The 16566-nt window shown below is 36.0% G+C and carries 20 protein-coding genes; 2 read left to right on the top strand and 18 right to left on the bottom strand.

Annotated features, from left to right (window positions below; all coding sequences use genetic code 11):
- The first annotated feature begins 97 nt into the window (after positions 1-97).
- The gene (locus SH601_RS08830; RefSeq protein WP_319957924.1) at positions 98-328 is read left to right on the top strand and encodes a ferredoxin; all 231 of its coding nucleotides are present in this window, start codon (positions 98-100) and stop codon (positions 326-328) included.
- A 44-nt stretch (positions 329-372) separates the two neighbouring features.
- On the opposite strand, the gene SH601_RS08825 is transcribed toward SH601_RS08830, so the two are convergent.
- The 12 genes from SH601_RS08825 to SH601_RS08770 all read right to left on the bottom strand — a co-directional run bounded on the left by SH601_RS08825 (position 373) and on the right by SH601_RS08770 (position 10947).
- Positions 373-855 carry an ECF transporter S component gene (locus SH601_RS08825; protein WP_319957923.1) on the bottom strand — a complete coding sequence of 161 codons (483 nt, stop codon included), beginning with the start codon at positions 853-855 and terminating at the stop codon, positions 373-375.
- 4 nt (positions 856-859) lie between these two features.
- Entirely contained in the window at positions 860-1234 is a 375-nt protein-coding gene (locus SH601_RS08820) for a DUF4430 domain-containing protein (protein WP_319957922.1), read from the bottom strand.
- 160 nt (positions 1235-1394) lie between these two features.
- Positions 1395-2114 carry a response regulator transcription factor gene (locus SH601_RS08815; protein ID WP_319957921.1) on the bottom strand — a complete coding sequence of 240 codons (720 nt, stop codon included), beginning with the start codon at positions 2112-2114 and terminating at the stop codon, positions 1395-1397.
- Positions 2115-2187: 73 nt separating this feature from the next.
- Positions 2188-3375, bottom strand: a complete 1188-nt coding sequence (ccsB, locus tag SH601_RS08810) for a c-type cytochrome biogenesis protein CcsB (protein WP_319957920.1) — start codon at positions 3373-3375, stop codon at positions 2188-2190.
- 39 nt (positions 3376-3414) lie between these two features.
- Positions 3415-5034: a cytochrome c biogenesis protein gene (locus SH601_RS08805; protein ID WP_319957919.1), complete on the bottom strand. Its 1620-nt coding sequence runs from the start codon at positions 5032-5034 to the stop codon at positions 3415-3417.
- A gap of 10 nt (positions 5035-5044) precedes the next feature.
- Positions 5045-5635, bottom strand: a complete 591-nt coding sequence (resA, locus tag SH601_RS08800) for a thiol-disulfide oxidoreductase ResA (RefSeq protein WP_319957918.1) — start codon at positions 5633-5635, stop codon at positions 5045-5047.
- A gap of 66 nt (positions 5636-5701) precedes the next feature.
- The gene (locus SH601_RS08795; RefSeq protein WP_319957917.1) at positions 5702-6418 is read right to left on the bottom strand and encodes a pseudouridine synthase; all 717 of its coding nucleotides are present in this window, start codon (positions 6416-6418) and stop codon (positions 5702-5704) included.
- Between the two features lie 179 nt (positions 6419-6597).
- Positions 6598-7131 (bottom strand): spore maturation protein, encoded by a 534-nt coding sequence (locus SH601_RS08790; protein ID WP_319957916.1) that lies wholly within the window; start codon positions 7129-7131, stop codon positions 6598-6600.
- Between the two features lie 136 nt (positions 7132-7267).
- Complete coding sequence (locus SH601_RS08785; protein WP_319958131.1) at positions 7268-7840, bottom strand: nucleoside recognition domain-containing protein; 573 nt, start codon at positions 7838-7840, stop codon at positions 7268-7270.
- On the bottom strand, positions 7833-8933 hold the full coding sequence (locus tag SH601_RS08780; RefSeq protein WP_319957915.1) for a D-alanyl-D-alanine carboxypeptidase family protein: 1101 nt from the start codon (positions 8931-8933) through the stop codon (positions 7833-7835). The genes SH601_RS08785 and SH601_RS08780 overlap by 8 nt, the downstream gene beginning before the upstream one ends.
- Before the next feature lie 682 nt (positions 8934-9615).
- Positions 9616-10197, bottom strand: coding sequence for an SMC-Scp complex subunit ScpB (gene scpB, locus SH601_RS08775; protein ID WP_319957914.1), 582 nt, complete (start codon positions 10195-10197; stop codon positions 9616-9618).
- 18 nt (positions 10198-10215) lie between these two features.
- Positions 10216-10947, bottom strand: a complete 732-nt coding sequence (locus tag SH601_RS08770; RefSeq protein ID WP_319957913.1) for a segregation/condensation protein A — start codon at positions 10945-10947, stop codon at positions 10216-10218.
- Between the two features lie 138 nt (positions 10948-11085).
- Between SH601_RS08770 and SH601_RS08765 the strand changes: the two genes are divergently transcribed.
- The gene (locus SH601_RS08765) at positions 11086-11169 is read left to right on the top strand and encodes a YjcZ family sporulation protein (RefSeq protein ID WP_319958130.1); all 84 of its coding nucleotides are present in this window, start codon (positions 11086-11088) and stop codon (positions 11167-11169) included.
- Positions 11170-11267: 98 nt separating this feature from the next.
- On the opposite strand, the gene SH601_RS08760 is transcribed toward SH601_RS08765, so the two are convergent.
- From SH601_RS08760 to SH601_RS08735, 6 genes are all read right to left on the bottom strand, one after another.
- Entirely contained in the window at positions 11268-11654 is a 387-nt protein-coding gene (locus SH601_RS08760; RefSeq protein ID WP_319957912.1) for a GNAT family N-acetyltransferase, read from the bottom strand.
- A gap of 325 nt (positions 11655-11979) precedes the next feature.
- Positions 11980-12414, bottom strand: a complete 435-nt coding sequence (locus tag SH601_RS08755) for a peptidylprolyl isomerase (RefSeq protein ID WP_319957911.1) — start codon at positions 12412-12414, stop codon at positions 11980-11982.
- A gap of 4 nt (positions 12415-12418) precedes the next feature.
- On the bottom strand, positions 12419-13723 hold the full coding sequence (gene lysA, locus SH601_RS08750; RefSeq protein ID WP_319957910.1) for a diaminopimelate decarboxylase: 1305 nt from the start codon (positions 13721-13723) through the stop codon (positions 12419-12421).
- A 177-nt stretch (positions 13724-13900) separates the two neighbouring features.
- Complete coding sequence (locus SH601_RS08745; protein WP_319957909.1) at positions 13901-15373, bottom strand: spore germination protein; 1473 nt, start codon at positions 15371-15373, stop codon at positions 13901-13903.
- Positions 15374-15416: 43 nt separating this feature from the next.
- On the bottom strand, positions 15417-15842 hold the full coding sequence (locus SH601_RS08740; RefSeq protein ID WP_319957908.1) for a stage V sporulation protein AB: 426 nt from the start codon (positions 15840-15842) through the stop codon (positions 15417-15419).
- On the bottom strand, positions 15835-16449 hold the full coding sequence (locus SH601_RS08735; RefSeq protein ID WP_319957907.1) for a stage V sporulation protein AA: 615 nt from the start codon (positions 16447-16449) through the stop codon (positions 15835-15837). The genes SH601_RS08740 and SH601_RS08735 overlap by 8 nt, the downstream gene beginning before the upstream one ends.
- Between the last annotated feature and the right edge of the window lie 117 nt (positions 16450-16566).

Genomic DNA, 16566 nt, shown 5'->3' with positions numbered 1-16566 from the left:
CAATTATTGTCAGATTTGAATACAGGATAATTGTAACTTACTTTTCTATTTGATAATCTTATTAATACAAGAATTAACGAAAAGGATGTGGCAACTCATGCCATTATATACATGGATAGATAAAGAAACGTGTATTGCATGCGGTGTATGTGGAGCAACAGCCCCTGAAGTTTTTGATTATGATGATGAAGGTGTTGCCTATAGCATACTAGATGATAACAAAGGGGAAATGATTGTACCAGAAGAATTAGAGGAAGATGTATTAGATGCTCATGAAAGCTGTCCAACGGAATCAGTGAAAGTAATAAAGCGAGACTTCAATCAGTAAGCTTAGCGACCGTAATAAAAATCATTAGTTATCGGGACTGATAACTAATGATTTTTAAATACTTTTGTCAGAACTGGATATAAAATAGCCATAAAAATGACATTACCTACTGCATGGGCAAAGTCAAATGATAGGCCTGCTAGATAATAAGCCAAAAAATTACCCGCAAATGTAAACGTCCCAATATTAACAATCAGTCCGTAAAGAAAAGCTGATATAAACGCAAATACAATTAACCATGAAAACGGATGTTTCATTGCTAGTTTCCCTATTAGCGCAGCAATAATACCAACTACTGACCAAGCAATCATCTGCCAAATGGTCCATATTCCCATCCCTAAAAAGAGATTCGTTATATACGTTGTAATGATAGCAAGGCAAATAGCAGGAAATATCCCCATTATCGACGCAGTAATAATGATAATCGCAGTTACCGGCTGAATATTCGGGATAAATTGAAATGTTAGTCGACCAACAACACATATTGCTGCTAACAACGCTATACGTGTAAGCTTATTCGTATTCATGATTTCAATCTAGTTTTTGCAAATCAAATGTAATATGATCATTATCTTTTACTTGATACTCATTAGCACCGACGCTTACCATCTCACCATTCACTTCATATAACCAATGAATATTTTTAGTAGTGTCTCGTTCATAGCCATCAATAGCCGTGAGGAGCCCACCATCTTGGACTTCAACATCATGATGTTCTTCCAAAATAGATAAAACCGTTGTGTTTTCTACTACCTGTAATTCTTCATCACTAATAACTGTTTCACTCGTTAAATCATTAATTTCTAATGTAATTGTTATTTCGCTTGCCCCTGCTTGGTCATTACTACAAGCAGACAATACAATCGCTACAATTGTCACGATAAAAATTGTAGTTAACTTCTTCATCTCTGATATTCCTCCTTATGTACTATACTATGAGAGTATAACACAAAGACAGAATATCATCGTCTTTCCCTTGTAGGTTAGACATATTCTGTCTTTGATAGCACTTTACATACACATACCATTCATTTCTAAGCTTCTCAATAATATATGCTTGGTCTGATTAACTTTGGGTTACTTCAAATTTGTAACCGACTCCCCATACGGTGACGATTAATTTCGATGCCTCTGGAGATACTTTACTTAGCTTTTCTCTCAATCGTTTTACATGTGTGTCAACTGTCCTTAAGTCACCAAAGAACTCATACTTCCATACTTCTTTTAGTAATTCTTCTCGTTCAAATACTTTATCTGGTGATTTAGCGAGAAATAACAAAAGCTCATATTCCTTCGGTGTTAAATTTACTTCCACATTATCTGCTAGAACACGATGTGCATCATTATCAATCAATAAGTGAGGAAATTCTAGTTGATCCTTTGAATGTGCTGATGTGTTAGCTGATTGGACATTAGTAGACCTGCGTAAAAGAGCCTTCACTCGTAATACCACTTCGCGAGGGCTAAACGGTTTTACGATATAATCGTCTGTCCCTGCTTCAAAGCCTTGAATTCTATTTAATTCTTCACCTTTAGCAGTAAGCATAATAACTGGTGTCGACTTTTTCTCTCTAAGTTCCTTACACACTTCTACTCCATCTTTTCCAGGCATCATAACATCTAATAGAATCATTTCATAATCTTCATTTAACGCTAGTGCTAATGCCTCGTCACCATTTTCTGCTTCTTCAATTTCAAAACCTTCACGTTCCAAATACATTTTCAGCAACCTTCGAATTCTCTCTTCATCGTCGACGACAAGAATTTTCTTTATCTCTTGCTCCATCATATTCCCCCCGTTCTCACTATAAGTATATAAGGAAAATGCTTAAGAAACAAATAGCGTATCTTCTTTTCCATTATGCATAGGAATGTAAGCCTGCTAAAACTAGGTTTACTACAATTAAATTAAACATAATAATAGCAAAGCCTACTACTGCAAGCCAAGCCGAACGCTCTCCGTGCCAACCTCTTGAAAGACGGAGATGCAAGAAAATAGCATAGAAAAAAAATGTAATCAATGCCCAAACTTCTTTCGGATCCCATCCCCAGTATCGATCCCATGCTTCTTGAGCCCAAATAGCTGCAAAAATCAACCCACCTAATGAAAATACCGGAAAACCGATAGCGACCGCTCGATAACAGACTTCATCGAGTAATTCTGGATTCGCTTTTTTCAGTAATGGTTGGATAGCCGCTGCCACTCGTTTCCTTAAAGCAAGTCTTGTCAATTGATACAAAACAAACCCTACAGCAAGTGACCAAACTAATGTATTTAATTTACGCGGAGCCTCAGCTCCATGCATCCAACCAGGAGTTACCATTACAGCATCCATACTATCTTCCGTTAATAGCTCACCATCTGCCGGGCCAAACAATGGAGGTAAATGATAATCTAGTATCGCTTCTTCACCATTGACTTCGTAAGAAAAACTTGCGTGATAGTCCAATACGGAGAAAACAGATGTCACTAGTACAAAACCGATTGTCGCAAACACCGAATACATAACTAATTCCAGCCACATCGTTTTAGCAGAAGATGTCTTTTGATCAATTTGATGAATTAAATAAATGATTCCAGCAACAAAACTTACTGCTAATATCGCTTCACCAAGCGCAACGGTTGTAACATGAATATATAGCCAGTGACTTTTTAGTGAAGGCACTAGTGGCGACAGTTCTGTTGGAAACATACTTGCATAACCAATGACAAGTAACGCAATTGGTAAAGCAAACAATCCCAACAATTCAATGCGATACATAAAGTAAAGAATAATAAATGCCAGCACAAGCATCATACCAAAAAAGGTTACAAACTCAAACATATTACTTACAGGAGCATGTCCACTCACTAACCACCGTGTAATAAAATAGCCAGCTTGAGCAATGAATCCTAATATAGTAACACTAATTGCTACTTTGTTTAACAAAGTAAACTTTTTTTCTTCTTGTTTATCTTTAATCGTGGCCGCAAAAAGTACTACTGCTATTAGATAAATAATAAAAGCTGTATATAACAATCCATTACTTACTGTCAGTAAATCCATCAACTTTCTCCTCCCCGGATTCGCGAAAATAGTCCGTTGTTATTCATCCTTCTTTTGTTCTTGATCTTGTAATATAGTAAATTGTGTACCGTCTATCGCTTTCTCAAATTCCTTTGTCATGCCATACCAATTTTTATTAGTATGACCTGCTATTAATAGACTTTGTTCATTTGGATGAATCCAAATTCGACGATGTTGCCAATACATCCCTTGAATAACCCCGATCATAAAAATAAATGCACCTAAACCTATAACCGGTAATGTTAAGTCTTTTCTAATTTTTAAGCCACTTACATCGCGAACAGTAAAATCAGCTAAATGTAGCTTGTATTGATTGTCCCCTGATGGTATATTTTGACCTATTGCCAGAAAGCTCGCTTCACTTTCTTCACTCTCAGGTGGTGTGACGAAAAAGACAAAACCTGGATTACGAGGGTAATTAGAAATAGATGTAGGCTCACCATCCACTAACTCATATTCAGGATAATATCTATGTAACTCTATGTGAAATCCATTATCAAAACGATAATCACTTTCAGGCTCAGTCAAATCAACCGTAAACTCGACAATATCTGTATCGTCATCCTCTATATCTCGAAGGGTAAAAGACATTGTCTGAAACTCATTCAATTGATAGCTATTTTGGTAAAGAGATAAACCATTTATTTCCACTGGAGCATTAACAATAATTTCACCGCGTTGTACTTCTTTTAACTCAGGTTCTGCTCCTATAACATCTTTTGATACGTCTTCGTAGATAATCGCTCTTGTTTCAAAATGTTTAGGCACTGGTGCTTCCGTATTCTGCAGTGCATCCACAAAGATTTCGTCTTCCTCTTCATCACCATATATATCTAAAATAAACTCTTCATTTTTTATGTAAAATTGCTGGTTTGTACTAGGGATAACAGTCGTCTCCCCTTCACGTACCCAAACGAAATCATCGACATACATAAGCGGAATAAACCTTAGTAATGTACCAACTAAAAATATAATTAACCCTAAATGATTGACGTATGGCCCCCATCTAGAGAATCTACCTTTTTCCGCTAGTATATGACCATCCTTTTCAGTTAGTTTGTACCTTCGTTTTTTTAGGTTATCTAGCAATCTAACCTTATCATCTTCCGAATATGCCTTGTATTCATTATAAAGTTTTTGTCTTTTCAAAAAATTTGAATGACGCTTAATCGGCTGATTCTTGAGTGCTCTATATAACGGAACACCTCGATCAATACTCACAATAAATATAGATATACCAATCAATGCTATTAAAATCATATACCACCATGAGCTATATAAGTTATGGAACCCAAGCTGATAATATATTTGACCAGTTATTCCATACTGTTCGCGGTAATGATCGGCAGGATCAACGTTGCTTGGTATATACATCTCTTGCGGATAAATTGTGCCAATTGCCGAAGCGACTAAAGCTATCGCAATTAGTATTACTCCTACTTTAACAGATGAAAAGAATCGCCAAATCTTATCTACAATAGAGCGATTTCTAGTTTTAGAGCGTATAGCGCTACCATCATAGCGCATGTTTAATAGAGTTCCTTGTTTGTCATTATCTAACGGCTTTCCACATTTTTTGCAAATAGTGGTCCCCTTTTCGTTCTCGTGACCACATGTCGTACATTTTATTGTGTTCATAAGAAATCCCTCACGTTTCCTCAGGTACAATCTGTTGTAAATAACCTTCCAAACGATCTAATGAAAGTTCACCTAATACGCGCTCAACGACGATACCGTTTTCGTCAATAAAATAGGTAGTCGGTAAAGGTTTGATGCCATATGCATCTAACACTTGACTTTTCTTATCATGCAATATAGGGAACGTTAATTGATACTGGTCTACAAACCTGTCTACAACTAATTCTGTTAAATCTACACTGACAGCCACCATCTCTACGCCCTGCTCTTGATAGATTGGGTATAACTGTTCCATATAAGGCATTTCTTTTTTACAAGGCTCGCAATATGTTGCCCAAAAGTTTAGCATTACACCTTTCCCCTCTAAGTCAGAAAGGCGTAATGTAGAATCATTTGTATCATCCATATTTGCAATTCGTTCTAGCTGAAAATCCGGTGCCCTATCATGTATATCAATCTTCGCATTCTCTTCTGCTGTTATATTAGAAACGACAGCAAAAACTAATGCACCAAAAAGAATTAGTAATATAACAGATCGAAAAATAAAGCGATTTCTCTTTTTAGATTGCTTCATTTGTTTAGCGTGTTCAATCTTATTCATAGATACCCTTTCCCTTCGATCATTGTACCATCTTTGACACATCTAATTGTGACAAAACTTTAACAATTACCTTGCTAGCTTTTTAAGTTCTGCTACTTCTTCAGGTGTTAGTTGACGATGTTCTCCAGCGGTTAATCCATCTAATGTTAGAAAACCAAATTTTTCTCGTTTCAACTTTTGTACTGGTGTACCGATAGCTTCAAACATTCTTCTTATTTGACGGTTTTTACCTTGGTGTAACACCACTCTGACGATCGCCGTATTTTTTTTACGATCTGTTGACATTACCTTCACATATTTCGCTTTTAGAATATCACCGTCTGAACGAATTCCTTTCTTGAATAATTGTAATTTCTCTTTACTCGGTATTCCTTCTATTTTAACGACATATTCTTTATTAATTTGATGACTTGGATGTAATAATAAGTTGGTGAACTCACCATCATTTGTCATAATTACTAAACCAGACGTATCATAGTCGAGTCTTCCTACCGGATATAACCTTTCATTATAATCTTCAAAGAAATCTACTACAGTCTTCCGATCTTTCTCATCTGAAACAGTAGTAATAACGCCACGTGGTTTATATAGTACAAAATATAATAATTTTTCCTTTTCAATCGGAACTCCTTCTACTTTCACTTCGTCTTGCTCCGATACTTTCGTGCCTAATTCTGTCACTACTTTTCCATTTACTTCGACAAGTCCATCTACTATTAATTTTTCTGCTTTCCTTCGGGATGTGATACCACTTTTAGCAATTACTTTCTGCAGTCGTTCCATTTTGTATTCCTCACACTTTCTTTTCAAAGTTTGTATTGTTCTTGTTTAGCCTATCATTTTTATTGTTCATTAGAAAACTTTAGCATTCACCTAGTTTTTATTTGATTGCAACAGTTTCTCTTATCGTTTGTGCATTGTTGATACACAAGAAAACAAGTAGCACCTTTCATAAAGTACTACTACAAAAATAACCAGGAAACAATGATTACTGAAACTATTATACCAATAAAATCTGCTATCAGTCCAACTTTTAAAGCAGCTCCCATTTTTTTTATCCCTACTGCACCAAAATACACGGTCAATATATAGAGTGTTGTGTCGGTGCTACCTTGCATTGTAGAAGCCAGCCTACCTAAAAATGAGTCTGGGCCATACGTTTGAATCATTTCAGTGGTAACACTTAAAGCTGCAGTACCTGAAATAGGACGTAGTATAGCTAATGGTGCAATCTCTGCGGGAAATCCGACTTTCAATAAAAGTGGTTGAATCAATCCTATAAAAGCATCTAATGCACCCGAACTTCTTAAGATCGCAATGGCGACAAGCATGCCTAACAAAAAAGGAAGAAGAGAAATCGACATTTTTAAGCCTTCTTTCCCACCTTCCACAAATACTTCATATGCAGGTACCTTCTTAATAATAGCGACGATCAAAATAAACATTACTGTTATAGGAATTAACCAAATACTGATCACCGTCATTGCTTCTATCATTATGAAACTCCTTTCCGCTAATTGTTACCTACGCTTTTCAGGGTGTTAGCGTCCACAACTTCCTTGTTACAACGAGAACCTTGAAGCAGGAAGTTATGGACTTTTGCACCATGATAAATGTGACAATGATTACTATTCATCTACTTTTTTGCAGTAACCGATCAATTGTAATGGCAGTAATAGTCGTAATCATTGTCGCTAGAATGGTACTTGCAACAATTTCTGTCGGAGCAGCTGAACCGTATTGCATTCGAATTGCAATAACTGTCGTTGGTACAAGGGTGATACTCGAAGTATTAATGACTAGAAAAGTAATCATCGAATTTGTTGCGCGATCAGATTGACTAATTTTCTTCATTTCTTCCATTGCTTTAATCCCCATTGGTGTTGCTGCATTACCCAATCCGAATAAATTTGCCGAAAAGTTCGCCAATATATATCCCATCGCTGGATGACCATCAGGTATTTCTGGAAACAATCGTTTGACAACTGGTCTACAAATCCGCGCAAACCCCTTCAAGATTCCCGCTCTTTCTGCTATTCTCATCATTCCTAACCAGAAAATTAACACACTTGATAAACTAATCACTAGTGTAACTGCTTCGCTCGCTCCACTGAACAACGCTTCATTTACTTGCTCCATTGTTCCATTAAACATAGCATATATAATTCCTATAATTGCCATCAAGGCCCAAATGATATTAATCACGTGTATCACCAAACAATCTCTTCCAGCTCTGTTCGACCGATGACCAAAAATTATCTTGCTCTACATTTTCTGCAGAAACACGGTATAGTGAGGCATGAGAGATTGGCTCATCTTCTAAATAAAAAACACGCTTTCCGATCATAGAATCTGATGTAGAGGCATCTACATAATTTTTGTAGCTGACATGGGCTACTTCTGTTTCTGCTAATGGATAATAGACCGCTTCGTTCATTTCAGCAGTAATGGATGTTTCCTCATTTATTTTTAACGTTAATTGCTGGCTATCTTGTAATTTTTTTAATGGAAACTGTTCAAAACCCCATTCAAATAAATTCATATGATCCTGCCAATCATTAGGTGCATTTAATGTCACTACAATTAATGTTTGTCCATCTTTTTCAGCCGTTGAGACAAGTGTTCTACCGGCTGCTTTTGTATATCCAGTTTTACCGCCAGTACTATATTGATATAATTGTGTCAGCAATTTGTTTTTATTCACCCACGGATAATCTCTTGCACTTGACTGATAAGAAGAAGTCGATGATATTTCTCTAAATATTTCATTTTCCATTGCATACTTTGTTAAAAGCGCCATATCATAAGCAGTTGAATAATGTGTCTTAGAATCTAGCCCATGCGGATTGTCAAAATAGCTATTTGTCATGCCAATCCACCTTGCTTTCTCATTCATCAAATAAGCAAAACCTTCTTCACTACCAGCAACATGTTCACTAATTGCAACAGCAGCATCATTCCCTGATCTTAACATAAGCCCATACACTAGGTCTTCTAAGGTTATTTTATCTGTTGTTTGTAAGTAAATGGATGAGCCTTCTACGGATACAGCATTATTAGAAATCGATACATATTCATCTAATTTCTTTGATTCAATAGCAATAATCGCCGTTAATATTTTCGTAATACTAGCAATTAATGTAGGATTATCTGCATTTTTCTCATATAAAACTCTCCCTGAACTTTGGTCCATCAAAATAGCGCTTTCTGCTGATACTTCCATATTCGCTTTAATAGTGGGTTGTTGAAACAAAAAGAAGACTAGTATCGCACATATACTACAAATAACCTGTCGCATTATACACCTCATCTCACTTTACAAATACGTTTGTAACATTGTATGCAGACAAGCAGTGCATATGACTAGAATGATCGTTAAAAAACACAAGATAGCCATAAAATTTAAAATAAAGGAGACTATACACTTATTTACGCAGTCCAAAAGCGAGAGTCGATGGTGACTCATGTTAGCTACTCGATGAAATACGCTCACTTATTCTGATGGATGGATAGTAGATACGTTAGAATACTCCACGTTCACCCTCGGGGCACAAGTGCAACATCTATTCAAGCAAAGACCGCTTTCATAGTGTTTTCTATGCCCATAGAACAAGATGATCGCATGTACTAAGGGAAGAGATATCCATGCCGCATCTAAATAGCAAGTTCCTACTCGGGAAATGATTCTAACATATTTCCACTAACGAACAGTAGAATACATCATATAGCGGAGACAAAACACGAAGACTCCTGCGGGAAAGTACGAGCTGAAGATCCACTTTGGAAAATGGTTTTCTTTCCAAAGTTAGCTGAAGCCGTACCCGCGGAAAGCGTAGTGTTTTGTCGGAGCTTATGCCAGCACTTATCCTCAATAGAACGGGAGAAAGTCTTGCCCAATGACGACTCTCGCTTTTGGGCTGTGAAAAAGGAAAATAAAAAAACTGCCTGCATAATCAGGTATCTGATTGTGCAGGCAGTCCTTAGTCTTCTATATTTTGCAATCGATCAAAGAATAAGTCTGCTTCTTGTTCTACATCGATTTCGTTTATATCTTCGGGTAATGGTGGTAAATCATCGATTGAGCTTAAACCAAAATAAGTTAGGAATTCTACTGTTGTTCCGAATAATATTGGTCTACCTACTCCTTCTTTACGCCCAACTTCTTCAATTAGCGCTCTTGAAACAAGTGTTTGTACTGGACGTTCACTTTTGACTCCACGTATTTGTTCAATTTCAGCCCTTGTAATCGGCTGTAAATAAGCGATGATTGCTAATGTTTCTAAAGCAGCTTGAGACAATTTAGACTGTACTTTAGCTTCTTTAAATTTAGCGAAATATTCACTATGTTCAGGTTTTGTCGTAAGAAATAGCACTTGTTGTGATTCCATTAACATAATGCCACGCTTAGCATGTTCATATTCGAACTTTAATTCATTAATTACATGTTCTGCCATATCCTTATCTAAATCAAGGACTTTACGTAGTTCTTTCTTTTGGATACCTTCATCCCCTGCTGCAAATATTAATCCTTCCATGATCGCCTTAATCTCATTAATATCCAACTTTAAAACCTCCATCAATCATGAAGACTGGTAGCGGAATACAATTAAGTCATCCAGCTGTTTTTCCTGCTTACAGTCAATTTTCTTCTGCTTCATTAATTCTAAGATTGCGATAAATGTTGCGACAATATATGTTCTCGTTGTATTAGGAAAGAGTTGGTAAAAGGAAATTGGCTGATTCACTTCATTCACTGTATCCATAATCTCATCCATACGTTGCTCAATCGGTATTTCTTGTCTCTGTACAGACGTCTCTATTGGACGATTCCATTTTTGTCTTTCCATTACCTTACCTATCGCTTCAATCATATCATATATATTTGCCGACCCTTCAGGTAACTGATGGCTTTCTTCTTGGTCAATCAATAATGGTGGCCTTGTATGTACTTGGCTCTGCTCTACTTCTCTTGCTTTCAGATGTTCGGCAGCATCCTTATATTTACGATATTCGATAAGACGTCGCATCAACTCTTCCCTCGGATCTTCCTCATACTCCTCTTCTATCTCTACCGTTGGATTAGGTAATAATAGCTTACTTTTGATTTCTAATAACGTGGCAGCCATTACTAAATATTCACTAGCAATATTAAGTTCTAATTGCTGCATCGTATGTATATACACCATATACTGAGCAGTAATTTCTTTTACAGGAATGTCATAAATATCGATTTCATACTTATTAATCAAGTGTAATAACAAATCTAACGGGCCTTCAAAAGTATCTAACTTCACTTGATAGTGATCAGGCATTTCCATTCCTCCTACAATAAAAATAACAGTTTTATAGGCTTATCGGTATAAGCGCCTATACGATATGATGAAAAATGCATACATTAATGTTGAGAAATCAATTTTTATAATTGATAATTAACTTTAGGAGGTTGAAAAATGGGATACTCACACGGCGGTGGTTTTAGCTTAATCGTTGTTTTGTTCATTCTTTTAATAATTGTTGGTGCTACTTGGTTGTAAAATGAAAAATCTGCTTATCGTCATTATTGGCGATAAGCTTTATTTATTATTGAAAAGAACCTTTGCTACTCTGTCTTTAGCAAAGGTTCTTTACGATTTTATGCTTCCGTATCTTCATTGCAATTTTCTAGATTTTCAGTACATTTTTCTAGAAATCTTTCTGTCTGTTTATTTGCAATTACCTTGTAAGAAGTACCGTAATAATCTTTAAGAGCATTAACCATTTTCTTTCCAATCCCTAAGTTTCGGTGTGAAGGATTAACTGTAATATGCTGCACAACAGCAATGTTCGTTTCATTATCCAATATTACACCAATTGCTCCTAACACATCTTCTGTTTCTTTCCAGAGAAACAGTTGCCAATCTTCATTCGTTTCATACTCTTTAATTGTATCTTGAAGCTTTGTTACTTCTTTCTCATCAGGCATAAAGGAAAGTAAACCCATAGCTATTTTTTCAAATCTTTTCTTAAAGCGAATTAACATATTGAACCCCTCATTATTCATAACAATTATCTATAGAGTATGTTATGTTTTCATCCAAAAGTCGTTACTATTTCATTATTTCCTTTTTAAAGGAATAAAATACAAATTCAAGCTAATAATAACAACCCCATAAAGCGAGGCTTCCCTTCAATTACCTTATTATATTCCCTTTTGGATGTCAATCTTTTTTATACGTTAGGGAAGTATAAAACCTTAACGATAAAGTCATTTTGTCGACTAAATTAATAGTGTAACCCAATAGAAAACGGAGGCATCCGCTAAAACAAAAAAGCGAATGCCAAGTTAACTAAAAAATAATCATTAATTAAACTTCTGTTACACGAATGCTTTTCATTGCATCACCTTGGCGAATGCGCAGTACAGTATCCATTCCTTCCGTTACTTGACCAAATACTGTGTGAACACCATCTAGATGTGGTTGTGGTTCGTGAACTAAGAAGAATTGACTACCACCTGTATCTTTTCCAGCGTGTGCCATTGATAACGAACCAGCAACATGTTTGTGAGGATTTCCTTCTGTTTCACATTTAATTGTGTATCCTGGTCCACCCATTCCAGTACCTGTTGGGTCTCCACCTTGTGCTACGAATCCTGGGATTACACGGTGGAAAACAACACCATCATAGAACTCATCGTTTGCTAATTTTTCGAAGTTTGCTACTGTATTTGGAGCAGCCTCCTCATATAATTCAATGACAATTTTTTCTCCATTTTCAAATTCAATTACTGCTTGTTTCATTTTCTTATTCCTCCTCATATGATAGGTCATTTTTGACCATGTCTTCAAATGACTCTCTTTTTATTACTAATTTATCTTTGCCATCTTCGACAAAAACAACTGCAGCCTTTGGAAAACGATTATAATGATTAGACATTGAATAACCGTAAGCACCAGTGGACAATACAGCTATCATATCGTTTTGATCAACTTTTGGCAACTCTATATCCCAAATTAGCATATCACCTGATTCACAACATTTTCCAGCAAGTGATATTTCTTCTTTCTCGCTACCGTTGACATTATTAGCCACGACTGCATGATATTTAGCATCGTAAAGTGCCGGACGTAAGTTATCCGTCATTCCACCATCAATTGATACGTATTTACGAACATTCGGTATCTCCTTAATAGATCCTACTGAATATAAAGTAATTCCTGCATCTCCCACAATAGAACGACCAGGTTCAATCCAAATTTCTGGGAATGTCATATCATAAACTTTCACTTGGTTACGGATTGTATCAATTAATGATGTTACATAATCCTCTAGTGGTAAAGGCTTGTCTTCCTCTATGTACTTAATTCCAAAACCACCACCAACATTCAGTACTTCTGACTCAAATCCATGACGTTCTTTCAAGCTTTTCAGTGCACTAAATAATTTTTCAATAGCCATTGTAAAGCCATCTGTTTCAAAAATTTGCGAACCAATATGACAATGTAACCCTTTGACATGGATCTCATCGATCTGCAAAAGTTTTTGTAAAGCTTGATCTGCTTGACCGTTTGCTAAGTCAAAGCCAAATTTAGAATCTTCATTTCCTGTTAAAATGTAGTCATGTGTATGTGCTTCTACTCCAGGTGTTACACGAATTAAGACATCCATTTCTTTTCCGTGTTCTTTTAATACATGTGCTAGCAAATCGATTTCGTAAAAATTATCTACCACAATACAGCCAATATTATGCTCAACTGCCATAGATATTTCTTCTAAACTTTTATTATTGCCATGCATATGAATCTTTTCAACCGGAAAACCCGCTTCTAGTGCTGTATATAATTCACCTTGCGATACAACATCTAAACTTAGGCCTTCTTGCTTAGCAACTTGTATCATTGCTATCGAAGAAAATGCTTTGCTAGCATAAGCTACTTGCGCTTTCACGTTTTGTTCCTTAAAAGTACGGACAAACGCTCTTGCATTCTCACGTATTTTATTGACATCATAAACGAATAATGGGGTACCGTATTTTTTCGCTAATTCTACCGTATCCAAACCACCAATCGTTAAATGGCCATCCTGATTTATTTCATACGGATGTAACATTTGTTGCCCCTCACCTTCTCCCTCAAACTTAAAAACCCATCATACAAAAATCCCTTATCCCCCTTCTTTTTTAAGAAGGACTGACAAGGGATAATTGTTACTCACTCCTACAAAATCCAACAAAGTATAAAGTAAATTTATCACAGGCAATGTACTAGTTCAAGTGATAAAAATTTGTTATTCTTGCTTTTGTGTATTTCGAGGTTGTACAATACTTGGTCTTGTCTTAGATAATGGCATCGACAAACGGAATAACACTTGCCATAATGCCTTATCATTGAATGGTAGTAATGGCCATAAATAAGGTGTTTGCATCGACTTTGTTGCCGCAAGAAATAATAGTAAAATGGTCACACCTATTACATAACCATGTACCTGAAAGAAAAACGTAAGCAAGAGTAATACAATTCTTGCCATTTTATTTGCTACACTCAACTCATAACTTGGCGTAGCGAATGTTCCAACTGCACTTATCGCGACATAAAGGATAACTTCTGAACTAAAGAGTCCAACATCAATCGCAATATCACCGATCAATACTGCTGCAATTAAACCCATTGCGGTCGAAAGTGGCGTTGGCGTATGAATGGCTGCCATTCTTAAAAATTCAATCCCAATATCTGCAATTAATATCTGTACAATGATTGGCACATTCCCCGTTTCATTAGGACCAATAAATTGTAACTTATCTGGTAAAAGGGCTGGCTCAATAACAAAAAGCAACCATAATGGTAACAAAAACAGAGACGCTATAATTCCGACAAACCTGACCCATCTAACGAATGTTCCAACTGCCGGTGATTCTCGATATTCCTCAGCATGCTGAACATGATGAAAGTAAGTAGTTGGCATAATAATCATACTAGGAGAGGTATCAACCATAATAATGACATGACCTTCAAACAAGTGTGCTGCTGCTACATCTGGTCGTTCCGTGTATCGGACAAGAGGATATGGATTAAATCCTTGATGAACGATATACTCCTCAATCGTTTTATCTGCCATAGATAGACCATCTACCTCGATTTGATCGAGCTCTCTTTTTATCAAATCAACCAAGTCTTTATCTGCTACATCTTGCAAATAGGAAATACAAACATCTGTCTTAGAGCGCTCTCCAACTTGCAACATTTCATGACGTAATCTTTCATCTCTAATTCTTCTTCGTGTTAAAGCAGTATTTTCAATAATGTTTTCTGTAAAACCATCCCTTGAACCACGAATAACCTTCTCAGTATCTGGTTCTTCAGGAGACCTCCCAGGATAACTGCGTACATCTATGATAAAGCACTCTTCTTTACCATCAACAAACATAACGAGTAGACCTGATAACATTTGGTCAACAGCTTCATCCATCGTCTTAGCAGTTTCTACCTGTTGATGCACAATACGATTATTAATAACCTCATAAATGTGTTCATCTGCTTCTTCTTCATCATTAATCGATATTAATTTTTTCATGATTTCTACGATAAATTCTGTATCCACTAAGCCTGTCACATAGTATAATTGCATTTTTTTATTAAAAATGGTGAACTCACGAAAACCTACATCAAAAGAGACATCTAGGCCTAGCTTCGTTTTCATATATTCTTCATTTTTCATAATTACCCGATTAACAGGTGTCTTTTTTTGCTTTTTTTTAGCCATAATGAACTCCTTCTTAATTTAAATATCTGTAATTGCCATGACTTTAAGCAAAGATAATCCAATGAAATAGTGAGCCAACTATTTTACCAATAACAATTGCCATTAATAACCATAGTATTTCTTTATCGATACCTAATCGTTTCATTAATATTGGAAAAACATTCAATACTTCTGTTAAGGCTGCAGCTAACATACCGATAAATATTCCATGTAATAATCCCCAGAAGCCTAGCAATATGTTAGGAATTTGCAGAGTCCAATCTGTAAAGGTGAAATAAGTTCCTAATAAAGCTCCCACAATAACACTTGCTTGATATTGATTCATCCGGTCAATTGATTTACTTAACTGAACTAAACGAGGAATTATACCTAACACCGTTAAGAATGCAACAAAGCCAGCCCCAACCATCAATCCTGATCCAAATCCAAGTAATAGTTGTATCGTTATATAAACAATGTCATCAATCATTGCGCTTATTCAACACATTTTCGTGATAAATTAAGTACTGATCAAGGTCCTGCTGATAATTAAACATTTCCACTTCTAACGGACTAGGTTCTTCATTAAATCTCTTCTTGAAAATATGATTAAAGAACAAAATCATCCCTAACCCTAAACCAATTGAGTAGGGAATTTGTATCCATAATGGTTTATCTACCTCAGTTCCAGTTAATAAATAGTACAGACCTTGATGTACTTCCTTCATACTTACGTCATAATGAAAATTCATTATCGCCATTGCCGAACCGATACAAAGTAACAGCCAGATCAGTGAGATCAGGACAATATTCGCTTTTTTTTCGTTTTTTTTCACTTCAACAATCACTTGATTGGCACCAAGTAATTCAACCGTTAAAAACGGATAGGCGTCTATTAATTTGTTCAGTAGCTGAAAACCATCAATGACTGATACATTGTTGTCCTCTTCGGTAATTTGGTATATTTTTAATGCCTCAATTTGTTCTAGGTAGTTGATATTGCCAGTAACGTACGCTATATCTTTAATCGTGATAAGGTAGTCGTTTGCTACCGCAATCTTTTTTTTAAGCCGAATGTACACCTTGTCTTCCCGCATATTACATCATTCCTTTATTATTACTCGTGAGGAAAATAGTGTTCTTAGTATAAGTAAAGATGTCATATTCATTCATACAAATACAAAAAGAAGCGAGCACCTTTTCGTGGTACTTGC

This window comes from Gracilibacillus pellucidus, from assembly GCF_033949965.1.
GTDB lineage: Bacteria > Bacillota > Bacilli > Bacillales > Amphibacillaceae > Gracilibacillus > Gracilibacillus pellucidus.
This window is presented reverse-complemented; position numbering and strand designations above follow the sequence as displayed.